Annotated in this window: 22 protein-coding genes; 14 read left to right on the top strand and 8 right to left on the bottom strand. The window is 45.3% G+C overall.

The annotated features are described in order from the left end of the window. Position 1 precedes the first annotated feature (1 nt). Both NFR61_RS07620 and NFR61_RS07615 read right to left on the bottom strand, forming a co-directional pair. Positions 2-2,074 (bottom strand): GDSL-type esterase/lipase family protein, encoded by a 2,073-nt coding sequence (locus NFR61_RS07620; RefSeq protein ID WP_251622404.1) that lies wholly within the window; start codon positions 2,072-2,074, stop codon positions 2-4. Between the two features lie 19 nt (positions 2,075-2,093). After that, a complete protein-coding gene (locus tag NFR61_RS07615) occupies positions 2,094-2,546 on the bottom strand; it encodes a NanQ anomerase/TabA/YiaL family protein (RefSeq protein ID WP_251622396.1) in 453 nt (150 codons plus the stop codon). Positions 2,547-2,978: 432 nt separating this feature from the next. Between NFR61_RS07615 and era the strand changes: the two genes are divergently transcribed. Genes era through NFR61_RS07565 form a run of 10 tightly spaced genes read left to right on the top strand, consistent with a single transcriptional unit; the run spans position 2,979 to position 12,132 of the window. Then, complete coding sequence (era, locus tag NFR61_RS07610; protein ID WP_251622394.1) at positions 2,979-3,860, top strand: GTPase Era; 882 nt, start codon at positions 2,979-2,981, stop codon at positions 3,858-3,860. Between the two features lie 24 nt (positions 3,861-3,884). Then, positions 3,885-5,192 (top strand): ribosome biogenesis GTPase Der, encoded by a 1,308-nt coding sequence (gene der / locus NFR61_RS07605; protein ID WP_251622383.1) that lies wholly within the window; start codon positions 3,885-3,887, stop codon positions 5,190-5,192. A 55-nt stretch (positions 5,193-5,247) separates the two neighbouring features. Next, complete coding sequence (locus NFR61_RS07600; RefSeq protein WP_251622375.1) at positions 5,248-5,667, top strand: SoxR reducing system RseC family protein; 420 nt, start codon at positions 5,248-5,250, stop codon at positions 5,665-5,667. A gap of 20 nt (positions 5,668-5,687) precedes the next feature. After that, positions 5,688-6,545 carry a Fe-S cluster domain-containing protein gene (locus NFR61_RS07595; RefSeq protein WP_251622368.1) on the top strand — a complete coding sequence of 286 codons (858 nt, stop codon included), beginning with the start codon at positions 5,688-5,690 and terminating at the stop codon, positions 6,543-6,545. A gap of 35 nt (positions 6,546-6,580) precedes the next feature. After that, positions 6,581-7,912 (top strand): electron transport complex subunit RsxC, encoded by a 1,332-nt coding sequence (rsxC, locus tag NFR61_RS07590; protein ID WP_251622366.1) that lies wholly within the window; start codon positions 6,581-6,583, stop codon positions 7,910-7,912. A gap of 11 nt (positions 7,913-7,923) precedes the next feature. After that, the gene (locus tag NFR61_RS07585; protein WP_251622364.1) at positions 7,924-8,910 is read left to right on the top strand and encodes an RnfABCDGE type electron transport complex subunit D; all 987 of its coding nucleotides are present in this window, start codon (positions 7,924-7,926) and stop codon (positions 8,908-8,910) included. Between the two features lie 49 nt (positions 8,911-8,959). Continuing rightward, positions 8,960-9,613 (top strand): RnfABCDGE type electron transport complex subunit G, encoded by a 654-nt coding sequence (locus NFR61_RS07580; RefSeq protein ID WP_338150539.1) that lies wholly within the window; start codon positions 8,960-8,962, stop codon positions 9,611-9,613. Positions 9,614-9,644: 31 nt separating this feature from the next. Beyond that, positions 9,645-10,232 (top strand): RnfABCDGE type electron transport complex subunit E, encoded by a 588-nt coding sequence (locus NFR61_RS07575; RefSeq protein ID WP_251622357.1) that lies wholly within the window; start codon positions 9,645-9,647, stop codon positions 10,230-10,232. Between the two features lie 12 nt (positions 10,233-10,244). Next, on the top strand, positions 10,245-10,817 hold the full coding sequence (gene rsxA, locus NFR61_RS07570) for an electron transport complex subunit RsxA (protein ID WP_251622355.1): 573 nt from the start codon (positions 10,245-10,247) through the stop codon (positions 10,815-10,817). 58 nt (positions 10,818-10,875) lie between these two features. Continuing rightward, positions 10,876-12,132 carry a hypothetical protein gene (locus tag NFR61_RS07565; protein ID WP_251622353.1) on the top strand — a complete coding sequence of 419 codons (1,257 nt, stop codon included), beginning with the start codon at positions 10,876-10,878 and terminating at the stop codon, positions 12,130-12,132. Here the strand turns inward: NFR61_RS07565 and NFR61_RS07560 are convergent. Then, the gene (locus NFR61_RS07560) at positions 12,113-12,757 is read right to left on the bottom strand and encodes an HAD family hydrolase (RefSeq protein ID WP_251622351.1); all 645 of its coding nucleotides are present in this window, start codon (positions 12,755-12,757) and stop codon (positions 12,113-12,115) included. The two genes, NFR61_RS07565 and NFR61_RS07560, sit on opposite strands and share 20 nt — an antisense overlap. A gap of 107 nt (positions 12,758-12,864) precedes the next feature. Between NFR61_RS07560 and NFR61_RS07555 the strand changes: the two genes are divergently transcribed. After that, positions 12,865-14,274: a CCA tRNA nucleotidyltransferase gene (locus NFR61_RS07555; protein WP_251622349.1), complete on the top strand. Its 1,410-nt coding sequence runs from the start codon at positions 12,865-12,867 to the stop codon at positions 14,272-14,274. A 70-nt stretch (positions 14,275-14,344) separates the two neighbouring features. Here the strand turns inward: NFR61_RS07555 and NFR61_RS07550 are convergent, their stop codons facing one another. From NFR61_RS07550 to NFR61_RS07530, 5 genes are all read right to left on the bottom strand, one after another. Then, positions 14,345-16,486, bottom strand: a complete 2,142-nt coding sequence (locus NFR61_RS07550; RefSeq protein ID WP_420910112.1) for an alpha-N-acetylglucosaminidase — start codon at positions 16,484-16,486, stop codon at positions 14,345-14,347. A gap of 43 nt (positions 16,487-16,529) precedes the next feature. Continuing rightward, complete coding sequence (locus NFR61_RS07545) at positions 16,530-17,168, bottom strand: HAD family hydrolase (protein ID WP_251622345.1); 639 nt, start codon at positions 17,166-17,168, stop codon at positions 16,530-16,532. 102 nt (positions 17,169-17,270) lie between these two features. Continuing rightward, a complete protein-coding gene (locus tag NFR61_RS07540) occupies positions 17,271-17,663 on the bottom strand; it encodes an HIT family protein (protein ID WP_251622343.1) in 393 nt (130 codons plus the stop codon). A gap of 10 nt (positions 17,664-17,673) precedes the next feature. Beyond that, complete coding sequence (gene greA, locus NFR61_RS07535; RefSeq protein ID WP_251622342.1) at positions 17,674-18,150, bottom strand: transcription elongation factor GreA; 477 nt, start codon at positions 18,148-18,150, stop codon at positions 17,674-17,676. Between the two features lie 180 nt (positions 18,151-18,330). Next, positions 18,331-19,062: a tRNA lysidine(34) synthetase gene (locus NFR61_RS07530; RefSeq protein WP_251622340.1), complete on the bottom strand. Its 732-nt coding sequence runs from the start codon at positions 19,060-19,062 to the stop codon at positions 18,331-18,333. 140 nt (positions 19,063-19,202) lie between these two features. On the opposite strand from NFR61_RS07530, the gene NFR61_RS07525 reads away from it, so the two are divergent. The 3 genes from NFR61_RS07525 (at position 19,203) to NFR61_RS07515 (ending at position 25,006) form a co-directional block, all read left to right on the top strand. Continuing rightward, on the top strand, positions 19,203-22,553 hold the full coding sequence (locus tag NFR61_RS07525) for a glycoside hydrolase family 2 TIM barrel-domain containing protein (RefSeq protein WP_251622338.1): 3,351 nt from the start codon (positions 19,203-19,205) through the stop codon (positions 22,551-22,553). Between the two features lie 214 nt (positions 22,554-22,767). Continuing rightward, on the top strand, positions 22,768-23,907 hold the full coding sequence (locus tag NFR61_RS07520; protein WP_251622336.1) for a type III secretion system chaperone: 1,140 nt from the start codon (positions 22,768-22,770) through the stop codon (positions 23,905-23,907). Between the two features lie 22 nt (positions 23,908-23,929). After that, entirely contained in the window at positions 23,930-25,006 is a 1,077-nt protein-coding gene (locus tag NFR61_RS07515) for a trypsin-like peptidase domain-containing protein (RefSeq protein WP_251622335.1), read from the top strand. Positions 25,007-25,122 lie beyond the last annotated feature (116 nt).

Raw genomic sequence — 25,122 nt, 5'->3', positions numbered from 1 at the left:
TTTAAAATATATCACTTTCACTTCTGAACGTCGAAGCCGGCAGCCCCTCCTCATTCACGAGATTCCCCGTGGAGAACGGTTCCCATCCGTAACGGACATACTTCGGATTCTTCACCTTCGGGCTGGATACCTTCACCTCATTTCCTACGACTACAGCCTCTGCCGGCACAAACAAACGGTCCTCCCCGGCCACTTCAAACGTCCTCAATGCCTGTCCGTCCGACGCTTTCATTCCCTGGCCGTAATCAAAAGCAACATACGCCGCCCCGTTCCGGGACTCCATCCCTCTGTACAACGGTCCCGAAGGCACCAGTCTGCCGAACCCGTAATCCCGGTGCAGCGCCCATCTCGCCAGCCGCTCTCCGACTTCCCGCTTCCGCACGGGATGCACATCCGTCGGGTTCCCCAAATCACTCGACACCGCCATGGCGACATTCGCAATCTTACCCGCCAAACGCCGCTGACTGTCACGGAAATGCGGCCAGCTCGGACGGTTTATACTCGACAGCTGCACATAGTAAAACGGCAGTTCCTCTCCCCACGTATTCCGCCAACTCTCCACCAGGGCTGGGAAAACACACTCGTGCAATTCCACGTTGTGCGCATTCGATTCTCCCTGGTACCACACAAAGCCCTTCACCGGGAAACCCGCCAGCGGCAACACGCCCGTCGCATACAGATAAGACGGTTCATAAGAATGACGCTGGTATTTAGAGGTCGTATTCTTCATGTTCAAAACAGCTCTCCCCCTCACCCAATCCTGCAGCATGTCGTTTTTCGTCCAGTCGTAAAGCTCATCCACCAGCACCGGATGAAACTCCATCGTTTTTCTGTCGATAAAAGCCTCCGCCGGCGCTCCGCCGATCGCATTGCAAATCAGGCCGACCGGCACATGCAGACTATCGGACAACATTTTTCCGAAATAATAGGCCACAGCGGAAAACTTCGCCACGCTTTCGGGCGAGGCGTTCGTCCAGGACGCCGGCAGATAGTGCTCCATACGGTTCAGCAGAAGCAAATCTGTCGTATCCCAACTCACCGCATCGGTATATACGCGGGGCTTCATATCATAAAGTCGGATGCGGTCATCGGCAGCCTGCGCCAAAGCTTCCTTAGCTCCGGCAGCCTGTTTCACCATAAACGCCATATTCGACTGGCCGGAGCAAAGCCATACTTCCCCCGCCAACACATTTTTAAAAACCAGACTCTTTCCCGCCGTCCGCACCGACAATTCATACGGACCTCCCGCCTCCAGCGGTTCCAGTACCACCTGCCAGCGTCCATCCGCTCCTGTAACGGCCTTTTTCCGCTGCTTTCCGATTCTCACAGCGACCTCCTCGCCGCTATTGGCAATTCCTTTCAACACCAATGCCCGATCCCGCTGCAATACCATATTATCCCCGTACACGGCAGGCATCTGCAAACCGCCATAATCCCCCGTCACGGCGGAATAAACTTTCCGCGCCACAATCCCGGCACCCTCCGCAACGGGATGCAACGCATCCGGCAACAAATCCGGACGGTTATACAGCCTTTCCTGCAAATCAATCAAAGGCACATCCGCCACCCGCGCCACATGCTCTATCGCCTGCTGTATCTGCTCGTACCAATCCCGCGTACCCGACTTAAAGCGCGCATGACGGTTCGTTATCGGCGTCATCCGGCAAATCCATATCCGGCAATCTGGGTTCGCCACCCGGAACGTATCAATCAAATGCAAATAATCCCGGACGAATTCATCCCGGTAGTTAGGCCAGTTCCGGGGATCCGTATCATTCAACCCCAAATGGATCACCACCACATCGGCGGCGAAAGCCACCGCATCGCGGAACTCCTGCTGCTGCACATAAGGCCGGTGTCCCTTATTCAACAATGTCGCTCCCGACTTCCCGAAATTACGCACCTCATACCCATCCCCGAGTAATCGTGCCAACTGAGCCGGATAACAATCCCGCTCCCGGTTTTCCAGCAGGTAGCCATACGTCACGCTGTTCCCCACACAAGCTACCTTTGTCTGACGGGCAAATACCGGACCTGCCCACAAAAGCACGATAACAAGAATACCTATACGCATGGCAGCAACTATTAAAAACCTATTTCTTTACTTTCACCTTCGCAATCGCCTTCTTCATCTTTCCGGTCCCGATGCAGGGGGCATGCCCGTCCTGCGGGAAAAACACGGCGAACTCTCCCGGATGCAGCGTAAAGTACAAACCCGCCTCATCGGTATAAAAAGCGATGTCATCCTTCACATTATACGCCTCCCGGAGTTTTACCAAACCGGAACGGGATTTCCAGGCGAACGTCTCTTCTCCCGCCAGCGGGAACTGAATATCGATATACTCATCGTGCGTCTCCAGCACCGCTGCCGATTTATCCTTGCCCTCCGGCTCCACCACATTGATATAAACATCCTCACCGTCCAGCTCCACTCTTCCCGGCTCCATCCGCAACAAGTCGTGCGATTTCACATAATCAAACACCGATTTAAAAGCAGGGTGCAGACACTCCGCTAATTCACTGTTTTTTAAAGCATCTATAATCATTATATTTTCATTTTAAAGCACATCAAAACACCTCCGCCCCATTCCATCTTACAAAAATAGATGACGGTTTTATAAAAACAAAGATATTTATTCTTTATATTAATAATTCCCTATCATACACTTCTTCCTAGTTTCGCCATAGATACGCCATATCAAAATCAGATTAAAAACAGAATATATCCTGTTTAAATTCATAATATAATTTATTTTAATTGGATTTAACTTGGATTTAACTTGGATTTAACATGGATTTAATCTGGATTTAATTTAGCTTTAATATCATTTTAAATATAAAAAACCACAACGTTTCATTAGACCAAAAAATATATTTGATTAAAAAAAACAACGAGCCCCCGGAAGTTTCACTGATTTCCGGGGGTTTTGCTGTATTCACATTTTATCCCTATCTTTGCGGGCGAAAAAACAGAAGAAATGAAGCATAAGTCCGGATTCGTCAATATCGTAGGAAACCCCAATGTCGGCAAATCGACGCTAATGAACCGGCTGGTGGGGGAAAAAATTTCCATCATTACCTCCAAATCCCAAACGACCCGTCACCGGATAAAAGGGATTGTCAATGAAGAGGATTTCCAGATTGTCTTTTCGGACACGCCCGGCGTGGTGAAACCGAGCTACAAGATGCAGGAGTGCATGCTGGAGTTTTCCAAATCGGCCCTGACAGATGCAGATATCATCCTGTATGTTACGGATGTTATCGAAAACATCAACAAAAACGAAGACTTTATTGAAAAGGTAAACCAAAACGAAGCCCCGGTATTATTGGTGCTCAATAAAATAGATTTGACCAATCAGGAGAAGTTGGAAGAATTATACGGGAACTGGCAACAGCTTATTCCCCGCGCCGAGATTTTTCCCATATCGGCAACAGAGAATTTCAACATCGACAATCTATATAAACGTATTATTGAGCTTTTGCCAGAGGGGGAACCCTTTTTCCCGAAAGACGAACTGACAGACCTGCCCGCCCGCTTTTTCGTGACGGAAAGCATCCGGGAAAAGATTCTGCTCAACTACGAGAAGGAAATCCCCTACTCCGTGGAAGTGGAGGTGGAAGAATTCAAAGAGGACGACCGCCGCATCAACATCATGGCCGTCATATACGTGGAGCGCGATTCTCAAAAAGGCATCATCATCGGCCGGCAGGGAGAAGCCCTGAAAAAAGTGGGCACGGAAGCCCGTCTGGACATAGAGGCCTTTTTCGGGAAAAAGGTTTTTCTGCAGTTATATGTGAAAGTCCAGAAAGACTGGCGTAACAAAGAACGGGATCTAAAAAATTTCGGATACGTGCAATAGAAAAGCGTGTAAATCAAGAACAACATGAGCAATATCGTAGCAATTGTCGGAAGACCCAATGTGGGCAAGTCCACTTTATTCAACCGCCTGATAGGCACCCGCAAAGCGATTGTCAATGAGGAAAGCGGGGTAACGAGAGACCGGAACTACGGAAAATCGGAATGGTGCGGCAAAGAGTTTTCGGTTATCGATACAGGCGGTTATGTGTCCAACAGCGATGACATTTTTGAAGAAGAAATCAACAAACAAGTATTGTTGGCACTGGACGAAGCCGATGTTATCCTTTTCATGGTGGATACGGAAATCGGCCTGACGGGACTGGACGAGAATTTTGCCAAATTATTGCGCAACATACAGAAACCGGTCTACCTGGTAGCCAATAAAGTGGACACCAGCGAGCGCATATACGATGCCAGCGAGTTTTACCGGTTGGGCATCGACAGCGAACTCTACTGCATCTCTTCGGCCAACGGATTCGGGACAGGCGAACTGCTCGACGCCATCTGCTCGCACTTCTCGGAAGAAAAAGAAGAGAATACGGACCATTTGCCTCACATCGCCATTGTAGGGCGTCCGAACGTGGGGAAATCATCGACAATCAACGCGCTTATTGGAGAAGCCCGCAACATCGTGACGGAAATCGCCGGTACGACCCGTGACTCGCTCTACACGCGATACAACCGTTTCGGTCACGATTTCATCCTGGTGGACACCGCCGGCATGCGCAAAAAAGCCAAGGTAAGCGAAGACGTGGAATTTTATTCGGTGATGCGCTCCATCCGGGCGATCGAGGAATCGGACGTGTGCATGCTGCTCATCGATGCCACCCGGGGAATGGAAGCCCAGGACCTGAACGTGTTCCGCCTGATCGAACGCAATCACAAGGGGGTCGTTATTCTGGTCAATAAGTGGGACCTTATAGAAAAAGACCACAAAACGACGGCAGCCTTTGAAAAAGAGTTAAGGGAGAAAATCGCTCCTTTCCGGGATGTCGATATCATCTTTACCTCCGCCGTAACCAAACAGCGTTTACTAAAAGCCTTAGAGGCGGCCATAAAAGTGTATGAGAACCGAACACAAAAACTAAAGACATCCGAACTCAACCGGATTATGCTGGAAGCAATTGAAGCCTATCAGCCTCCCATGACGAAAGGCAAGTCCGTAAAAATCAAATACGTCACCCAGTTGCCGACACATTCCCCCTCATTCGCTTTCTATTGTAACCTGCCTCAATACATAAAAGAGACTTATAAACGTTACTTGGAGAATAAAATCCGGGAGAACTGGGATTTTACGGGTGTTCCGATCCAGCTCTTCATGAGAAAAAAATAAATTAATAAGTTTTTTTCTATTTTTTATTAATTTTGCAAGCGTTTTTGAAATACGCATGACTCAAAATAATAAGATAGAACACGACGGAATTGTCAAGAACATTACAACTGATACGGTAGACGTGATTATCGAAAGCCTGTCGGCTTGTGCGGGATGTCACGCCAAGAGCGTATGCGGCATGACAGATGCAAAACGCAAGACCATTACGGCAGAGCGGCCTTCCTTTCCAATAGCCGCAGGCGATAAAGTAACAGTATACGCCAGTTTGAACAACGCCGTGTATTCCGTTATTTTAGCCTATATTATTCCGGTTATCATTATTATCCTGTTATTATTCTTACTATTATATCTCGGTTGCGATGAAACGCTGGCAGCAGTGAGTGCATTAGGCGGTATCACCGTTTATTTCATAATCCTCTATCTTAACCGTCGGCGGATTGGCAGAAAAATCAAATTTACAATAGAAAAAAATTAAAGATACATAAACACTTAAACATGAATACGATTCTTATTACTATTATTTCTTTATGTGCAATTGGTGTTGCTTCGGCAGTCATACTTTATTTTGTTGCACAAAAATTCAAAGTAGAAGAAGATCCGCGCATCGATATCGTGGAAGGTCTTCTTCCAGGAGCCAATTGCGGAGGTTGCGGTTTTCCCGGATGTCGTGGATTGGCAGAAGCAGCTGTAAAATCGGAAACCATGGAAGGCGTATTTTGCCCCGTAGGAGGAAGTGAGGTAATGAATAAAGTAGCAGTGGCTTTAGGACGTGAAATAACTGCCCAAGCTCCCAAAATTGCGGTTGTTAGATGCAATGGCAGTTGCGAAAACCGTCCACGTACCAGTATGTACGACGGAGCCCATTCATGCGCTATAGAACACTCTTTATATATCGGAGACACTGCTTGTCCTTTCGGTTGTCTGGGATGCGGAGACTGCGTGGAAGTTTGCCAATTTGACGCACTACACATTAATCCGTCTACCGGTTTACCGGAAGTAGACGAAAGCAAATGTGTCGCTTGCGGAGCCTGTGTGAAAGCCTGTCCGAGAAATATCATCGAGTTGCGTAACAAAGGCCCAAAAGATCGCCGAGTATTTGTATCCTGCGTCAATAAAGACAAAGGAGCCATAGCACGCAAAGCTTGTACGGCTGCTTGTATAGGTTGTATGAAATGCGCTAAGGAATGTCCTTTTGAAGCAATTACGGTAGAAAATAACTTAGCTTACATTGACTACAACAAATGCCGCTTATGCCGCAAATGTGTTGCAGTTTGCCCAATAGGCGCCATTCATGAAGTAAATTTCCCTGAAAGGAAAGTAACTCCGGAAGCCCCCCAAGCATCAGAAGAATAAAATAGATCTATATCGCAAATTTAAAACTTTATACTGTGTTAAAGACATTCAGAATCGGAGGCGTACATCCGCCCGAGAATAAGCTATCATCAAGCGAGAAAATACAGATTTTACCTGTACCTGAACAGGTAATCATTCCGCTGGGACAACACATCGGTGCTCCTGCGACACCGATAGTACAAAAAGGAGACTATGTCAAAGCAGGGCAACTAATTGCCACAGCTACAGGTTTTGTATCCGCCAATATTCACAGTTCAGTATCAGGTACTATCGTAGCCATTGATAATTTTACCGATGCGGCAGGTTTATCTAAACCGGCCATTACGATAAAGGTAGAAGGTGACGAATGGGAAAAAAACATCACCCGCAGTGAAAAAACGGATCACAACATTACGCTATCCAAAGAGAAAATCATCGAGGCTATCAGTGCCGCAGGTATTGTTGGTATGGGAGGAGCCACCTTTCCTACGCAAGTAAAACTATCACCACCTCCCGGCAACAAAGCTGAAATATTAATTATCAATGGCGTGGAATGCGAACCTTATTTGACTGCCGACCATCGCATTATGCTTGAAAAAGCAGAAGAGATTATTGTAGGCGTTCAGATTCTAATGAAAGCTATTGATGTAAAACAGGCAGTCATCGGTATCGAAAATAATAAACGAGACGCTATCGAAAAATTGCAAAGCTTGGCAACCAAAACATTAGGAGTAGAGGTATGCCCGCTTAAAGTACGGTATCCTCAAGGAGGTGAGAAACAACTTATCAAAGCCATTACAGGACGTTCCGTTCCTTCGGGTGCACTTCCGATTGCAGTAGGAGCTGTCGTACAAAACGTAGGAACCGCATTAGCTGTATACGAGGCTGTTATGCAAAACAAACCGTTAGTGGAAAGAGTTGTGACTATCACCGGAAAATCAGTAAAACACCCGGGTAATTACCTGTGCCGTATCGGAACACCGATATCCAAACTGATAGAAGCAGCCGGAGGACTTCCCGAAGATACCACCAAAATCATCGGTGGCGGGCCTATGATGGGACGGGCCATGGTTAATCCGGAATCCCCCATACTGAAAGGTACGAGTGGTATTTTAATCATAAACGACAAAGAAGGCGCCCGCAAACAAAGCCGCAACTGTATTCGCTGCTCTAAATGCGTATCCGCATGTCCGATGGGCTTGGAGCCTTATTTGTTAATGACATTAGCTACCCATAATATGCTGGAAGACATGGAAAAAGAAAAAGTCATGGACTGTATTGAATGTGGTTCCTGTAGCTTCACATGCCCGGCAGACCGTCCACTTCTGGACTATATCCGTTTAGGCAAAGCCCGGACTGGCGCTATGATTAGAAATAGAAAAAAATAAACCAGAACAGTATGAATAAATTATTAATATCTCCCTCTCCACACGTACATAGCGGAGACTCTATTGAGAAAAACATGTATGGAGTATTGATTGCACTTATTCCTGCATTTCTTTGTTCCATTTTCTTCTTCGGTACAGGTGCATTGATAGTTACTTTAACTTCTGTCCTCGCTTGCCTGCTATTCGAGTATTTGATTCAAAAATTTTTATTGAAACAACAACCGACTATTCTTGACGGCTCCGCCCTCATCACCGGAGTACTTTTAGCTTTTAACGTACCGTCCAATCTTCCGGTATGGATCATCATTATCGGAGCTCTGGTAGCTATCGGCATCGGTAAAATGAGTTTCGGCGGCTTAGGTTGCAATATTTTCAACCCTGCCTTGGTAGGACGTGTATTTTTGCTAATTTCTTTTCCGGTACAAATGACTACCTGGCCCTTACCTGCGGGTTTCAGCAATTCTTATTTAGATGCTCAAACAGGTGCTACCCCTTTGGCTATTATGAAAGAAGCCTTGAAAAGCGGTCGTTCCGTAAGTGAAGTATTGTCATCAGATACCCTTATCTCCTTTCGAGACATGCTTATCGGTAATACGGGCGGAAGTTTGGGTGAAGTTGCTGCCATTGCCTTGCTGATTGGTTTTGCATTTATGCTATTCCGCAAAATTATTACATGGCATATTCCCGTAGCCATTTTCGCTACCGTATTCGTATTTACAGGCATTTTACACATATGCAATCCGGAACATTTCGCAGGTCCACTCTTCCATTTGCTTACGGGTGGTATGATGTTAGGTGCTATTTTTATGGCAACAGACTACGTCACTTCTCCTATGAGTACAAAAGGAATGGTGATTTACGGTATCGGAATCGGTATCATTACGGTAGTTATCCGTACTTTCGGAGCTTATCCCGAAGGCATGTCGTTTGCCATATTGATTATGAATGCCTTTACGCCCTTAATCAACCGCTATTGCAAACCTCAGCGATTCGCTTAACAACATTAGTAAAATTATGGGAAAAAAATTAGAATCAAACTTCAAAAATATGGTATTAGTGTTATTGGGAGTAACACTTATATCTTCAGCTGCCGTAGCCTATGTTCAGTCATTAACGGGCAGTGCAATCAATGAAGCAAAGCAAAACAAACAGGCCAACGCCATCCGTCAGGTCATCCCGGGGGAATATAATAATAACCCTATTGCCGAGGCTTGGAAAGTAACAACACCCGACGGAGAGGAATTGGAATTCTTTCCGGCAAAGAAAAACGAAGAAACCGTTGGTACTGCTGTAAAGACCTATAGCAAAAAAGGATTCGGAGGGGAAGTATGGTTAATGGTCGGTTTTTATCCGGATGGACGCATCTCCAATTATTCCGTATTGGAACACAAGGAAACCCCCGGTTTAGGTTCCAAAATGAATGTTTGGTTTACCAAAAATGGTAAAGGAAGCGTTATCGGAAAACACCCCGGTACAACCGCTCTAAAAGTAAAAAAGGAGGGCGGGGATGTAGATGCTATTACAGCTGCAACTATTTCGTCAAAGGCATTTCTTGATGCTGTAAACAGAGCATCTGCCGCTTTAGCCGGTAATGCGGATAGCTATTCGGGTGCAACCCCCAAAGCCACCGCAGACACGACGAAAATATGCGAGGAAAAAGCAAAATGCGATTCACTCTGCAATTTACCCTGCAAGCATTAATTTAGATAAAACAAATACAATCACCTGAAATATGAGTAATATATCAAATTTAACACGGGGATTATTTAAAGAAAATCCGACTTTCGTACTCTTACTCGGTATGTGTCCGACCTTAGGGGTTACCACATCCGCCATTAACGGTATGGGTATGGGACTAGCCACGGCATTTGTACTAGTTATGGCGAACTTGGTTATATCATTAGTCGCTAACATCATTCCGGATAAAATCCGCATTCCTTCATTTATCGTAATCATTGCAGCATTTGTAACGATTGTCGATATGTGCATGGCGGCTTACCTGCCTTCCCTTCATGAGTCTTTAGGATTATTCATTCCCTTGATTGTTGTGAACTGTATTGTTTTGGGGCGAGCCGAAGCTTTCGCTTCCAAAAATAACGCATGGGCTTCTGTTTTGGATGGATTAGGCATGGGCTTAGGATTCACCATGAGTTTAACCATTTTGGGAAGCATACGGGAAATATTGGGAAGCGGAAAGATTTTCAATTCCGCGATATACAATGAACACTATGGAATGATTGTTTTCGTCCTTGCACCAGGTGCTTTTCTTGCTTTAGGCTATCTGATTGCTTTTATTAATCATTTGAGAAAAACCAACTAACCTCTCCAGAACATGGAATATATATTGATTTTTATCGCTGCCGTTTTTGTCAATAATATTGTATTGGCACAATTCTTAGGAATCTGCCCGTTTCTCGGGGTTTCCAAAAAAGTATCCACGGCATTAGGTATGACAGGCGCCGTTACCTTTGTAATGGTATTGGCAACTCTCGTCACGTTTATTGTTCAAAAAACCATATTAGACCCGTTTAATATCGGCTTTATGCAGACCATTACTTTTATCCTGATTATTGCCGCCTTGGTTCAAATGGTGGAAATTATCTTGAAAAAAGTAAGTCCGGCACTTTATCAGGCTCTGGGGGTATTCTTGCCTCTAATTACGACAAACTGTGCCGTATTGGGTGTGGCCATTATGGTTATTCAAAAAGAATACAATCTGCTTGAATCTATTGTTTTCGCCGCTTCCATTGCTATCGGATTCGGTTTGGCACTGACAATTTTTGCAGGTATTCGCGAACAACTCAATCTAGTAAAAGTGCCCAAAGGGATGCAAGGCTCCCCTATCGCTTTGGTAACAGCCGGTCTGTTAGCAATGGCATTTATGGGTTTTTCCGGTATTGTATAATATTATCTCGGATTTTTCTGTCTCCAGACAGAAGAATCCATTAATTGCTTTTCTATTCATGAAAAGATTAACTGGGTATATTATCATTCTGTTTCATTTATTTGCCTGTTCATCTATCAATGTTGTTGATGAACCGGATCCCGGATTGATACCGAACCAAACCACCTCTTCTTCTGAAATTGAAATTGTTATAGGCAGGTTACCCGATAGTATACCCATGGGGGAAAATGCTCAGTTTACATTACGCGTTCTTCAAAATACCCCGACAAATTTTGTCCGGCTTGACATTGACACCATCGGAAAATTCTCATTGGAAGCCAATGGTAAAAACTTCACACAGATAGATTCTATTTTAACCGATTTATCTTATGATTTTAAGTTTACCCCAAAAGAAGAAGGACAGTCACTCATTACTTTTCATGTAAAAAGCGAAAAGCACGATACGAGCCGAACCGTCGGGATTCGTACCTATTCGCCAGAGTCCGAAATTAGATTCCTTTCGGTTCCCGATAGCATTGCTGTCAACCAATCGGCTGAATTTCGCTTTATCATCCGGGGGGCAACGGGTGAATCATATAATTTAAAAGTCGACACGATTATCCCGGAATTTAAAATGCCCCTCCAATCACCAATTGCGGGACAAAGTGAGACAGTCATCTCCAGAGGTGTCGAGCTATCTGTAAACGGCGGGGCTCTTAGCGATTCGATAAAATTACTGGCAGGCTATACGAACAAATTCCGTATTGCCAATCCCCAAGCTGTCGGCAATTACCAAATCTTGTTCACTTTTACAGACAAACGAGGTAAAGAGACCAAATTTACCAAAACTTTCCGGGCCTATTCTCCGGGAAATATCAATATTCAATTCTATAATGTCAATCCCTGTTATGATTTGCATATAGATAAAGATAAACTCTATGATACACTAAACCAATTATACAGTTATATCCCGCTCTCTCCCGTCTTTCAGGGGCAAGAATGTGATTCCACAGCCTATCCTATCCACAGAGATTCAAAAGAAGCCAATAGTTGGAATATTGTTGGAAAAAGAGGTATCACCTTCCATATAGAACAAAAAGGAAGTGATGAGTTTTACTTTCCTGCTGACGCCATTAGGTATCCTGAAACAACACCTTTAAGACCGGAGATAGACGGGCATGATGTCAGCCAAACAATGCAACGCGCCGGTTTCCACGGAATGTTGTTCTACTACATCCCCGACAGGATTTATAAAGTTTCAACAATGTATCGGCTTACCGTATTCGACCGATGGGGTAAAAAGGCAACGCGTGATTTCATCGTACGAACTTATTAACTAATCGCTCGTAGGTTAATCCTGTAAAATTGGGTATTATTATATCCGCTTTATCCTGAATCGCTCCGGAAGGATTTGTTGTAGCCAATCCAACCACTGTCATACCGGCGCTTCTCCCCGCTTCCAGTCCCGAAAAAGAGTCTTCAAATACCCAACATTCGTCCGGAGAGACGCCCAACTCTTCTGCCGCCAATAGATAGCACTCCGGGTGCGGTTTGGAATGCGTAATCTTATCTGCTGTAACAATCGTATCGAACCACTCTTTCAACTCAGGACAAGCCCAGTATACATTTTCCATTTTCATATTATTGGAACTGGTGACAATTGCCAGTTTCACCCCCTGCCTCCGCAAATCCTCAATAAATTCAGGCAATCCCGCTATAAAATTATAAGACATCTGACTTTCAAATTCTGTAATCTTATCCACAATGACTTTTGCCTGATTTTTATCCGGAAAATAAGAGGTAAGCAATTCCTTCAAGGTTTTACCCTTTATCCGGTTGCTAAAATCAAGAACATCCGGATAAAACAAACGCCCCATTTCCGACCAAAATAAAGAGTAATATCCTTCCGTATCCAAAATTACTCCGTCCAAATCAAACAAACCTGCCTTTTTTTCTCTCATCGTTATATTCCGTATCGTTTATTTTGGGACGAAATTACACAAAAAGCCGCCAATGAAACAAAATATATCCTACTTTTGCACGACAAATTCCGTCAATCGATTCGTCTATGAAAAAATACCTACAACACCCCATATTTAACGTACTATCAGATATTGCCGAAGAGAAAAACGCCGAGATATATGTCATTGGCGGATATGTTCGTGACTTGTTGCTCGACCGCCCGTCAAAAGATATTGACATTGTAGTCAGGGGAAACGGTATTGAATTGGCACAAACCGCTGCTCAAAAGTTGGGAAAACAGACAGTATCTGTTTTCAAGAATTTCGGTACCGCCATGTTTCAATACAAAGGGATTGAAATTGAATTTGTAGGTGCACGCAAAGAATCGTACCGTGCCGACTCCCGCAAACCCATTGTGGAAGAAGGTACCATCGAAGATGACCAGAAACGACGGGATTTCACCATTAATGCTCTTGCTATTTCTTTGAATAAAGCTACTTACGGACAACTGATAGACCCTTTCGGCGGATTACAACATCTTGAAGAGCGTTTGATTAAGACTCCATTAGAACCGGGTATCACGTTTTCAGATGACCCATTACGCATGATGCGCGCCATCCGTTTTGCCTCTCAGCTCAATTTCAAAATTGAAGCAGAAACCTTCAAAGCGATACAAACCCACAACCAACGCCTTTCTATCATATCCATGGAAAGAATCATGGATGAATTCAATAAAATCATGCTTTCTCCCGAACCCTCCAAAGGCATCGGACTATTGGACGAAGCGGGACTATTGGAACAATTTTTCCCGGAACTGACGGCACTTAAAGGCGTGGAAGTGGTAAACGGTGTCGGACACAAAGATAATTTTTGCCACACTCTTACGGTATTGGACACCCTTTCCCTCTATTCAAATGATTTATGGTTACGCTGGGCAGCTTTACTCCACGATATTGCTAAACCGGTCACCAAGAAATTTATACAAGGCCAAGGCTGGACTTTTTACGGACACAATCACGTTGGGGAACGCATGGTTGCCAAAATCTTCAATCGGCTGAAGCTACCGCAGAACGAAAAGATGAAATATGTACAGAAGTTAGTAAAACTACACATGCGCCCTATCGTATTGAGTGAAGAAATCGTAACGGATTCTGCTGTCCGCCGCCTGCTTTTCGATGCCGGCAATGATATTGACGACTTGATGACCTTGGCGGAAGCCGACATTACCTCAAAAAATGAAGAGAGGGTTAAGCGCTTTTTGAATAATTTCAAAATCGTACGTCAAAAATTAAAAGAAGTCGAAGAAAAAGACTCTATCCGTAATTTCCAGCCTCCCATCAACGGAGAAGAAATCATCGCAACATTTAACCTGCCTCCCTGCCGTCTTATCGGCGACATTAAGAATGCCATCAAAGAAGCCATTCTTGACGGGATTATCGGCAACAACCCGGAAGAAGCCCGCCGTTACATGTTCAAGATCGCCGCTGAATTAGGAGTATTCCCACAACAATCATAACCCCCAAATTGATACGGAGTTAATCCAGCGGAATCAGTTGTTGGCTCCGCTTCCTTATATTTTGAAAGAATTAAAATACTTTCCGGTAAATCCGTCGTGCCGTTTCCACGGCATCTCCCGTAGCCTGTACCGGATAAATATTTTGCTGCCTCGTCCAGGGTTCTTCAAGAGCATACCAGTCAATGTCCGCAACGTCTTCGCCTTGAAGGCGTTTTTCCAACAGTCTGAAGTAGGCTTCCCAGCGAGGATAATAGAAGTCTTTCAGCAAGCCGTTCCATTCTTTGTGGGCATAATCCCGCAATCCTCCGTCATCCGCAGCAGTTCTGTCGCCCCATGTCGTTATCTGGGTGCGGGCATTCCATTCATTGAGACGTCTGTTTTCGTCATCCGGAGCTATTTTTTTAGCTTGTTCCAGCCACGTGCCGAGCATAAATTCGGGACGAGTGCTCAACAGTTCATCCTGCGCCAATATCAAATCTAAAAATTGTTTGCTACGCGTAGCGAACGCCGTTTTGTCTTTTTTGCGATAGGCCTCCATTGTTTCTTTCAGGAGTTCATTTCCTCTGTCGCTCAATGTCTGACGTACAATGTCTACCAAGTCGTATTCAAAGTTGTTGTTTCCCCGATACCAGTCCGCCACCGCCAGCATGGCTTCCGCAGCAGGCCGCAGGGCGCCAGGAGCGTAATACATCCGGGAGCTTCCCCACGAGGAGGCTGAGCGGACGTCCTCTCCTGGACGGGCGCAAAAGACGGATTCGGTGGTGCCTTCCTGTATGCGCGGACAGTTGTAAGCGGTCGCCGCCAGTATTTCCCACGCTTTCAGCAGCTGCGGGTCGTCCGTGCCGTAACGCGCCTTAACGTATCCTTTTATCCATTCTTCTTTGGTAAATTTTTCCGCACGCCAGGGTAGCTCAAACAGGAGTTCGTACATGACGGGGTTGTTTTCTATCCCTTCGGGAGTGATGCCCACCCCCACCATCGTCTGTCCGTTCGGGTGATTCCGCGCGAGGTAGTACCCCTCTATCACTCTGTCCATTCTGCCGTACATCCCAACATTTCCGCCGAAGTTAAGCAGCATGCAGTAAAGCCAGTCGTGTTTGCCGTATCCTTTTTCCCGGTACCAAGGAGAGTCGGGATCTCCCCACATGGGGCGATTTTCGCTGGATAAGTCCAGAACCATCAGGTCGCCAGCCTTCAATCCGTCAATCATGGCGGGACGCGGGTTCGCCTGCCATGCCTGTATAACCCAAACGGCCTGAGGATTGTTTTTTTTCATGGCTTTCATGATGGCCTCTCCGGCAGCAGCCAGGTCTACCCCAGCCGTATTTCCTCCTTCATGAAAAGGATCGATGCTGTAATAGCAGGCTTTTCCGAAGAGTTTTTCCATTTCCGCATAGTATAAACCCGCAATTCTTTCAAAAGAGGGATCTGTAGGCTGCAAGAATGCGGGGCGACGGAATCCGCACCATTTTCCGGGGTCTGCCACGTTTACACCCAATTTCTCCCGCGCATCGTTGGGCAGCATTCCGGCATATCCCGGGAATACGGGGTCTATTCCCCACTGTTTCATGCGGTTCAGTATCCGCTGCTGCAATTTTACCTGCTGCGCGTACCATTCTTCCGTAGCGGGTCCTCCCCACCCTTCCAGGTTATTCATGTGCCACCAAGCCAAGAATGCAGGTCCGGCGATGAAACGCCCTATTTCTTCGGGTGTATAGCCTAGATGTGTCAATACATTTTTCCACACGGCTTCCATTCCGACAATGGAGAGCGGCATGTTTATGCCGTGCAGCGCCATCCAGTCGATTTCCCTCTCCCAACGCTCCCAATCCCCAAATGCCATGGAGTATGAGTAGGTGCAATAGTTCAGGTCATAACGTTTTTTCAGGTCCGTTTCATGTCTTTCCCTGTGAGTGACCGGAGGCAATACATCCGGCAATTTCGCTTTCATGCCGTTCCATGACAGGTGAATACCTGCATGATACTTTAAATACCAGTTTACTCCCACAGCTATGTTCACATAGGTATTTCCCCTGACAACCACGCGGTCACCCTCCTGGTCCAGTTCAAAGAAATCACGGTCACTTTTCTGCAGTTCTATTTTAAATTTCTTGGAAGCTCCCGGGTCTATCCGATCTAACATTTCATTCACCGGCGACGCTATTGTCTGCATACCAAACAATAAAAAAATTGAAAAAATAAGGTGTCTCATACGCTTTTGTCAAATTAGTGTATCCAAGGTAGATTATTCCATGTTATACCATTTCTTTCTCCAACAATTCTTCCATTCCTGCAATGACCGGCGCTTTTTCCCGAAGCCGCGGGAGGCTGTTGTGGCCTCCGGCATACAAGACGCAGCCGAATCCGAGCGCCTGCGCCACCTCGGCATCATGCAGGGTATCTCCCACCATCAGCGTCTCTTCCGGGCGCAGACCGTAGTCCTCCACCATTCTCTTGCCTCTCTCGATTTTGCCCGCCGCGTAAATATTATCGGAGCCGCAGACCTGTTCAAAACAATCCCCGATATGGAAATCGAGCACCATTTGTTTCAAAAGGTTTTCTTTCAAAGCCGATAATATGTACTGTTTCCGGCCGCTTTGCTTTATCTGGCACAAAACTTCCGGCACAGCTTTGTTCAAGGTCACATTTCCCGCAAACCGATCGTATGTTTCCACAAAATCAACGGAGATTTCATGCAAACTCTCTTTTTCCATATCGAATCCGACTTTTTTATAAAAATCGACGACAGGAAAACCGAATACGTCTTTGTAGCCCTCCAAAGAAAGAAGGGGCAATCCTCTTTTTCCCAACATATCGTTCAACGTATCCACTCCGACCTGTACATCATTGAGCAATGTACCGTTCCAGTCCCAGACTATATTTTTGTATCTCATGTAAAATCCGATTTATGTGTCGGTAAAAGTAGTATATTTTCAGAAAAAAATGAGATTCGTTTCCGAACCTCATTCTCTGTTTTTATTCCGCTCCGGTATATCTTACATATTAGCAGCAATTTCAGCAGCACAGGCCTGCATTTCCTCTTTGGAAAATTCTTTTTTGGGATTGGAAAAATTCAGGTCGTTTCCCCCGTTCAACGGTACCAAATGTACGTGAGCATGCGGCACATCCAAGCCGATTACGGCGACGCCCACCCTTTCGCAGGGAACGGTTTTCCGGATGGCGTTCGCCACTTTTTTCGCAAAAACCATCAGTCCGGCCAATTCTTCATCGGTCAGATCGAAGATATAGTCTTCTTCCCGCTTCGGAACAACCAAAGTGTGTCCTTTCTGTAAAGGAGCAATATCAAGGAAAGCATAGTATTTATCCGTCTCCGCCACTTTGTAAGAAGGTATTTCTCCCCGGACTATCTTTGAAAAAATAGAAGCCATAACCGTCAAATTATAAAGTGATATCCATAATCTCAAATTCCATCTCTCCCGCAGGCACCTTTACTTTCACTATGTCACCCAATTTTTTCCCTACCAACGCCTGGGCTATCGGGGTATGAATGGACAACTTGCCTGCTTTGAAATCGGCTTCCGTTTCCGATACCAACGTATAAGTCATCTTCGCCCCATTTTTCGTATTGCGGATGGTCACCTTGTTCAACATCTGCACTTTCGACGTATCCAATTGAGATTCGTCGATTACACGGCAGCTGGCGATAGTATCCTGCAACTGGGCAATTTTTGCTTCCAACAACCCTTGGGCATCCTTTGCCGCATCATACTCCGCATTCTCGGAAATATCCCCTTTTTCTATCGCTTCACCAATCGCTTTAGATATTTTAGGACGCTCTACATTTTGTAATCTCTCAAGTTCTTCCTGTAATTTTTTTAAACCTTCTTTCGTTACGTATGATACTTTTCCACTCATAACATATTATTTAAGTTCAGTTGATACACAAAAAAATAAACGACACTTATCCTCCAATAAGTGCCTTTTATCTAAAAAAGAATTCCGATTAATTTTGGAACTCTCACCTTCGAGTACAAAAATAAAGACTTTTACCTAAACAACAAAATTTTCCCTTAAAATTATTCCAATATTCCTTTATCAAGGTAAATACTCCTGCTGAATATTACTCATGGCAGCAAATAAATTACTTCTTACATGTGGAGAAAGTGTTTCCATTTCCTTAATAATCCTCGCCACCGCATCCCGATTCGTCGCCCGCTCATAAGGGCAGAGTTTTTTCTGCTCCTTAAAATCCCGATAGGCCGCATAACGGGAAATCTCCTCTTTACTCAAATAAATCAAAGGACGAATCAATGTAAAAGTTCCCTCAAACATAGCCAATCTGGGAGGCATGCTTGCGATTATTCCATTAAACATCATGCTCATCAGCAGACTTTCCACGGCATCATCACGATGATGCCCCAGAGCCAGTTTATTGCACTCCTGCTCTTTGGCTATCTCAAACAATGTTTTCCGCCGGTTCCAGGAACAAACGAAACAGGCCGGTTTACCGGAGCCATCCCGTACCGCCGCATCTATCGTCCGATGTACAAACGCCACTCCCAATTGCCCGCAAAACTGCCGGATATACTCTTCATCCACTTCATAAGACACATCCTCCACCGCAATATGCGCCGCCACCACTTGATAATTATGCTTACGGTCTCTTGCCCGCAACGCCAACACTTCCAACAAGGCCAATGAATCCTGCCCTCCGGATACCCCCACTAAAATTTTATCGCCACTTTCAATCAGACCGTAATCATAAATAGCTTTCCCCGTTTTCCGAAAAAATTCCCGCATAAACAACTTTTGTTCTTTATCAGCCATTATTCCTCTTTTTCAAATTCATCAAGCAAAATTAAAAAAAGAGACTACAGCAAAAAACAACTATTCACGTTGCTTAGTTAAAAATTTTACTATCTTCGTTCCGTCTTAGGTGATATTTTTAACGTTATAAATTTTATTTCATGAAAAAAATCTTCTTCCTTTTGTTTTGTGGACTGTGGGTACTGCAAACGATAGCACAAGAAAAGCCCTATTGGCAAGATGTGCAGGTTGTTGCGGTAAATAAAGAATATCCCCGCTCCTCTTTTATGACTTACGACAACTTAGACCAGGCTCTAAGCTTCAAGTATGAAAACAGTAAATACTACACCTTACTCAACGGGACATGGAAATTCTATTTCACCGATGCCTACAAAAATCTACCTGCGGATATTACCGATCCGGCACGTTCCACATCAGACTGGAAAGACATTCAAGTACCGGGCAATTGGGAGCCTCAAGGCTATGGCGTAGCCATTTATACCAACCACGGCTACGAATTCAAACCGCGTAATCCACAACCTCCCACCTTACCCGAAGCCAATCCGGTAGGTGTTTACCGCCGGGACATTGAAATTCCCGCAGACTGGATGGACAGAGATATTTATCTCAATATCGACGGCGCCAAATCAGGTGTATATGTTTACATCAACGGCAAAGAAGTCGGATACAGTGAAGATTCTAAAAATACAGCTGAATTTTTGATTAACCCGTATGTAAAACCGGGCAAAAACGTACTTACCTTAAAAATATTCAGATGGAGTACCGGCTCTTATCTCGAATGTCAGGATTTTTGGCGCATCAGCGGTATCGAACGCGATGTATATCTGTGGTCACAACCTAAAACGGCATTGAAAGATTATCGCGTCATTTCAACCCTCGACGATACTTATAAAAACGGTATTTTCAAACTAAGTATGGACATCAAAAACACGTCCGACAAAACACAACAGGTTACAGTAAGCTATAACTTGCTTGACAGTCATGACAAAACCGTTGCTACGGCAAACAAAAATCTGACTCTGTCTCCTGCAAGTGTTGAGACCGTTGATTTTGAACAAACACTCAACAATGTTGCCACATGGACTTCCGAAGCACCTAATCTCTATCGGTTGGTGATGACAATAGAAAAAGACGGACAAAAACAGGAAATCGTGCCGGCTCGCGTAGGTTTCCGCAGGATAGAAATCAAACAGATTGCGGAAAAAGACGCACAAGACCGTCCTTATACCGTCTTGATGATTAATGGCCAACCTTTGAAACTAAAAGGTGTCAATATTCATGAGCACAATCCGTTGACAGGCCACTACGTACCGGAAGAACTGATGCGGAAAGACTTTGAACTGATGAAGCGCCATAATCTCAATTCCGTACGTCTTTGCCACTATCCGCAAAGCCGTCGGTTCTATGAGTTATGCGACCAATACGGTATCTATGTGTATGACGAAGCCAACATCGAATCCCACGGTATGTATTACAGCCTGCGTAAAGGAGGTACTTTGGGAAATAATCCGGAATGGCTGAAACCTCACATGGACCGAACCATCAATATGTACGAAAGAAATAAGAACCATCCGTCCGTGACCGTATGGTCTTTGGGAAATGAGGCCGGAAACGGGTACAATTTCTATCAGACTTATCTGTGGATTAAAAACCGGGAAAACGGCAACATGAATCGTCCGGTATGCTACGAACGCGCACAGTGGGAATGGAATTCCGACATGTACGTCCCCCAATATCCGGATACCGAATGGTTAGAAGAAATAGGACGTAAGGGCAGCGACCGACCGGTTGTTCCTTCCGAATACTCTCATGCCATGGGTAATTCCTCCGGCAGCCTTTGGGACCAATGGAAAGCCATTTACAAATATCCCAACCTCCCTGGAGGTTACATCTGGGACTGGGTTGATCAGGGATTATGGGTAAACAAAGACGGAGGCTACTGGGCTTACGGCGGAGACTTCGGAGTCAATACCCCCAGCGACGGAAACTTCTTATGCAACGGTATCATCAACCCTGACCGCAACCCGCACCCGGCAATGGCTGAAGTTAAGTATGCACATCAGAATGTCGGATTTGAAGCTGAAAACCTGGCAGAAGGCAAAATAAAAATCACCAACCGTTTTTATTTCACCAACCTGTCAAAATACTTGGTTAAATACATCATTAAAGCCAACGATAAAAAGATTAGCGAAAAAGTTTTGAATCTCTCATTAGCCCCGCAGGCTTCCGAAATCATAACGATTCCGATGGCCTCCTTGCAACCCAAAGCAGGTACGGAATATTTCGTTAATTTTGAAGTTTACACCAAAACGGCAGAACCTTTAATTCCCGCCAATTACCTCATTGCACAAGACCAATTCAAATTGCCGATAAAAGCACCGGTAAAAAAATATACAACCTCCGGTGCCCCCCAATTGCAAATCAGCAATCAGGGAGACCTGCTGACGGCAAAATCTTCCAAAGTTTCTTTTGTTTTCGACAAAAAAACGGGAATAGTAAAATCCTACCGGGTAGACGGAGTAGAATACTTCCATGACGGCTTCGGTATCCAACCGAACTTCTGGCGTGCTCCCAATGATAATGACTACGGTAACGGCGCACCTTCCCGTCTCCAGGTATGGAAACAATCCAGCAAAGACTTCAATGTAGTCGAAGCCAATATCGAAAAAGAAGGAAATGCAGCAGTCATACAGGCCAACTACTTATTAGCAGCCGGCAACCTCTACATCGTGACCTATAAAATTTATCCATCGGGAGTCGTTAATGTAAAAGCCCGCTTCACCTCCGTATCTATGGAAGCAGCACCGGGTGAGATTTCCGAAGAAACCAAATTGGCTACATTCAGCCCCAAATCGCAAGCCGCCCGGGAAGCCGCTGCCAAACTTGAAGTACCGCGCATCGGCGTCCGCTTCCGTCTGCCGGAAAGCCTGCAACAAGTTCAATATTTCGGACGGGGACCGGAAGAAAACTACCTCGACCGCCAAGCCGGTACATTAGTCGGACTATACAAAACCACAGCCGAAAAACTTTATTATCCGTACGTACGCCCGCAGGAAAACGGACACCATACGGATACCCGCTGGGTAGCCCTCACGGGCAAAACCGGGCAAGGCCTGCTAATCAAAGCAGACCAGACCGTCGGATTCAACGCTCTGCGTAACTCCATTGAAGATTTTGACTCCGAAGAAGCTGTTAAACACGACTATCAATGGAATAACTTCACCGAAAAAGAGATTGCAGGACACGATCCGGAAAAGGCCAAAAACCGCCTCAGAAGAATGCACCACATCAACGACATCACTCCGCGTAATTTCGTAGAAGTATGCGTAGATATGAAACAACAGGGCGTAGCCGGCTACGACAGTTGGGGCTCCAGACCTGACAAAGCCTATACCATACCGGCAAATCAGGAATATACGTGGGGCTTCACTATCATTCCGGTTAAGAACGCAAGTGACGCAGCAAACAAAGCCACGCTCACCTACGAATAGCCCTTCAGGCATAGTCTCTGAAAATAAATAACACATCCCTTAGAACAGGCAGTAGCACCTGCCTTTCTAAGGGATTCTTTTTTCTTAAATCTAAAAGAAATACAACCCCTACTAACACATCTAATTTAAATATAAAAATACATAAATCAGATATTTACGTCTTGCACTCCCCTCCTTCCGACATTATCTTTGCTATCGGCTAAATAATTCAATCATGAAACAAACCTTTACGTATTATCCCTGTATTCTTCCAAAAGATACCGGAAAAATGCCGGCTGCCAATGCTCCGGACATCAGTATTGAAGCATTTGAAAACAAACAATACCATAAAGCACTACATGCTTTATTGGACTCCATCGACCCAAACCTGCGAAACAACCATACTTCGGACAAAGAATTCACACTCTTTCACGGTCCGCTCACCATTCACATCAAAACAGAAGACGAGAAACTACACATACACGCCCCATTCCTGACCCTTCCGGATAAAAATCCCATAGCCATGATGCGGCAAATCGCAAGCCTGAACTTTGAAGACTTAGACCTCGCACACCTGCATCTTCAAGACAATCAAATCCATTTCAGATACACTTGTCCAATAGCACTCAGCCATCCGCGTAAAATCTATCAGGTGCTTGAAGAAATCTGTCTGACAGGCAGCCGGTATGACTATGAATTCCGTAACCAATTCGACGCCCGGAGAATCCTGTCCCCCCACTTTACCCCTTATCCCGAAGACACGGTACAATACATCTGCAACGTCATTCAAAAAAGCGGACACGACTGCCTCCGCAATCTGAATTATTTTGAACACTCGCGTAAATTCGACGAGATGCGGTATCTGCTCTCCATCACCCTGCTGCAAATCATGTACGTTGCGCAGCCGCAGGGAAAACTACTCCATACACTACGAAAAAATCTCCAAGACATAAACAGGGACATTCCCGAATCCGTCATCATTGCCGATGGGAAACAAGCCCTTAAAACCCTCATCGATACTCCCAAGGAAGAATTAGCGGAAAGCCTCTACCACACAGAAAGCATCATACCGGAAAAACCATACATCTACCCCTCAGACATCCGCGAGAAATACAACCGCTGTTACCAAAAAGCAAGCGGACAGCTGGAATCCGGAGAATACAGGGAATTTTGCTTACAAATCACACAAAAATTTTATGAGCACCTTAATAGATTCAAGCTACCCGAAGAGACCTATCAACTTCTGACAACGGCATTACGTAAAACCTCCGGACAACCGTGGGAAATAGCTGCTTCCATCCTCTACGAGACATTGGAAGCACTCACCCGGCAAACAGTAAAAGCAGGTTCCCGCAATCCCTTTATTGCCGCATAACGAACCCAAACATTTCATAAGCATGCAACAACATCTATTCCAGGCCATATATAAAATCACACAAGCCAGAGGATCCGGCAGTTGTTTCTACTTAAAAAAATACGACCTCTTCGTTACCAACCACCACGTCATAGAAGGATTTCGGGAAGTAGCCGTTGAAGACCATACACGCAAACGCTACCTGGCACGCGTCCTGCTGACCAATCCCAGCCAAGACATTGCCCTGTTAAAATCCGACAATGACTTCTCATTCCTGCCCGAACTGCACCTTGCCCGACAAGAGCCCCACACCGGTCAGAAAATATACGTCGCAGGCTACCCCTTCGGCATCCCCTTCACAATCACCGAAGGCACCGTCTCCGCCCCGCTCCAGTTCATTGACGGCCAATACCGCATCCAGACGGATGCAGCCGTTAATCCCGGAAACAGCGGAGGAGCCATGTTTAACGCCCGAGGAGAAATCGTCGCCATAACAAGCAACAAATTCACAAACGCCGACAACATGGGATTCGGTATTCCCGTCCGGTTTCTAATACCATTGCTCGAACAAAGCGACCAATTCGATACGCACAAACTCAACCTGCAATGCAGCTGCTGTGACGCCATCATACCCGAAGACGAAAAATATTGTCCGCAATGCGGCAACAAACTCCCCTTCTACCTGTTCAACGAACGCACCCTGTCGGAACTGGCTGTCTACTGCGAAAAAGCCATCGCCGACATGGGCATATCTCCCATACTGGCTCGCACCGGACACGAAAGCTGGACATTCCACAAAGACAAATCGGAAATCAGAATATTCGTCTATCGGCAACAACTTTTAATCTGCACCTCTCCTATCAACCTACTGCCAAAGAAAAACTTTGCTCCCCTCCTTCATTACCTCTTATCCTCCCCGGATAACTCCCGCTACCAACTTGGCCTGGAAGGCAACCAAATCTTTCTATCCTACCGCATTCATCTCTCCGACCTGCAAGCCGATACTGAAGACAGCATACAAAGAAACATTACCGACTTCGCCCTACAAGCCGATAAAACCGCCCGCTATCTCTCCGAAAAATTCGGATGCGACTTTCCTGAATACTCCTTAAAACAATAAGAAATTATTTAAAAATAATAGAACTATCAAAAAGATACATGCCTACCAAGCAGGTATAAGCTGATTATTTTTTATATTTCTTTCTTCAGATGTATTAATATGATTTTATATTTTTA

Origin of the sequence: Odoribacter lunatus (assembly GCF_943193135.1) — a bacterium.
Classification (GTDB): domain Bacteria; phylum Bacteroidota; class Bacteroidia; order Bacteroidales; family Marinifilaceae; genus Culturomica; species Culturomica lunata.
The sequence above is the reverse complement of the archived record's forward strand: the minus strand, read 5'-3'. Positions and strand labels throughout refer to the sequence as shown.

Bases quoted from the DNA above. Each gene is read 5' to 3' on its own strand.
- NFR61_RS07620 (WP_251622404.1), bottom strand. From the start codon at position 2,074: ATGCGTATAGGTATTCTTGTTATCGTGCTTTTGTGGGCAGGTCCGGTA.
- NFR61_RS07615 (WP_251622396.1), bottom strand. From the start codon at position 2,546: ATGATTATAGATGCTTTAAAAAACAGTGAATTAGCGGAGTGTCTGCAC.
- era (WP_251622394.1), top strand. From the start codon at position 2,979: ATGAAGCATAAGTCCGGATTCGTCAATATCGTAGGAAACCCCAATGTC.
- der (WP_251622383.1), top strand. From the start codon at position 3,885: ATGAGCAATATCGTAGCAATTGTCGGAAGACCCAATGTGGGCAAGTCC.
- NFR61_RS07600 (WP_251622375.1), top strand. From the start codon at position 5,248: ATGACTCAAAATAATAAGATAGAACACGACGGAATTGTCAAGAACATT.
- NFR61_RS07595 (WP_251622368.1), top strand. From the start codon at position 5,688: ATGAATACGATTCTTATTACTATTATTTCTTTATGTGCAATTGGTGTT.
- NFR61_RS07585 (WP_251622364.1), top strand. From the start codon at position 7,924: ATGAATAAATTATTAATATCTCCCTCTCCACACGTACATAGCGGAGAC.
- NFR61_RS07580 (WP_338150539.1), top strand. From the start codon at position 8,960: ATGGTATTAGTGTTATTGGGAGTAACACTTATATCTTCAGCTGCCGTA.
- NFR61_RS07575 (WP_251622357.1), top strand. From the start codon at position 9,645: ATGAGTAATATATCAAATTTAACACGGGGATTATTTAAAGAAAATCCG.
- rsxA (WP_251622355.1), top strand. From the start codon at position 10,245: ATGGAATATATATTGATTTTTATCGCTGCCGTTTTTGTCAATAATATT.
- NFR61_RS07565 (WP_251622353.1), top strand. From the start codon at position 10,876: ATGAAAAGATTAACTGGGTATATTATCATTCTGTTTCATTTATTTGCC.
- NFR61_RS07560 (WP_251622351.1), bottom strand. From the start codon at position 12,757: ATGAGAGAAAAAAAGGCAGGTTTGTTTGATTTGGACGGAGTAATTTTG.
- NFR61_RS07555 (WP_251622349.1), top strand. From the start codon at position 12,865: ATGAAAAAATACCTACAACACCCCATATTTAACGTACTATCAGATATT.
- NFR61_RS07550 (WP_420910112.1), bottom strand. From the start codon at position 16,486: ATGAGACACCTTATTTTTTCAATTTTTTTATTGTTTGGTATGCAGACA.
- NFR61_RS07545 (WP_251622345.1), bottom strand. From the start codon at position 17,168: ATGAGATACAAAAATATAGTCTGGGACTGGAACGGTACATTGCTCAAT.
- NFR61_RS07540 (WP_251622343.1), bottom strand. From the start codon at position 17,663: ATGGCTTCTATTTTTTCAAAGATAGTCCGGGGAGAAATACCTTCTTAC.
- greA (WP_251622342.1), bottom strand. From the start codon at position 18,150: ATGAGTGGAAAAGTATCATACGTAACGAAAGAAGGTTTAAAAAAATTA.
- NFR61_RS07530 (WP_251622340.1), bottom strand. From the start codon at position 19,062: ATGGCTGATAAAGAACAAAAGTTGTTTATGCGGGAATTTTTTCGGAAA.
- NFR61_RS07525 (WP_251622338.1), top strand. From the start codon at position 19,203: ATGAAAAAAATCTTCTTCCTTTTGTTTTGTGGACTGTGGGTACTGCAA.
- NFR61_RS07520 (WP_251622336.1), top strand. From the start codon at position 22,768: ATGAAACAAACCTTTACGTATTATCCCTGTATTCTTCCAAAAGATACC.
- NFR61_RS07515 (WP_251622335.1), top strand. From the start codon at position 23,930: ATGCAACAACATCTATTCCAGGCCATATATAAAATCACACAAGCCAGA.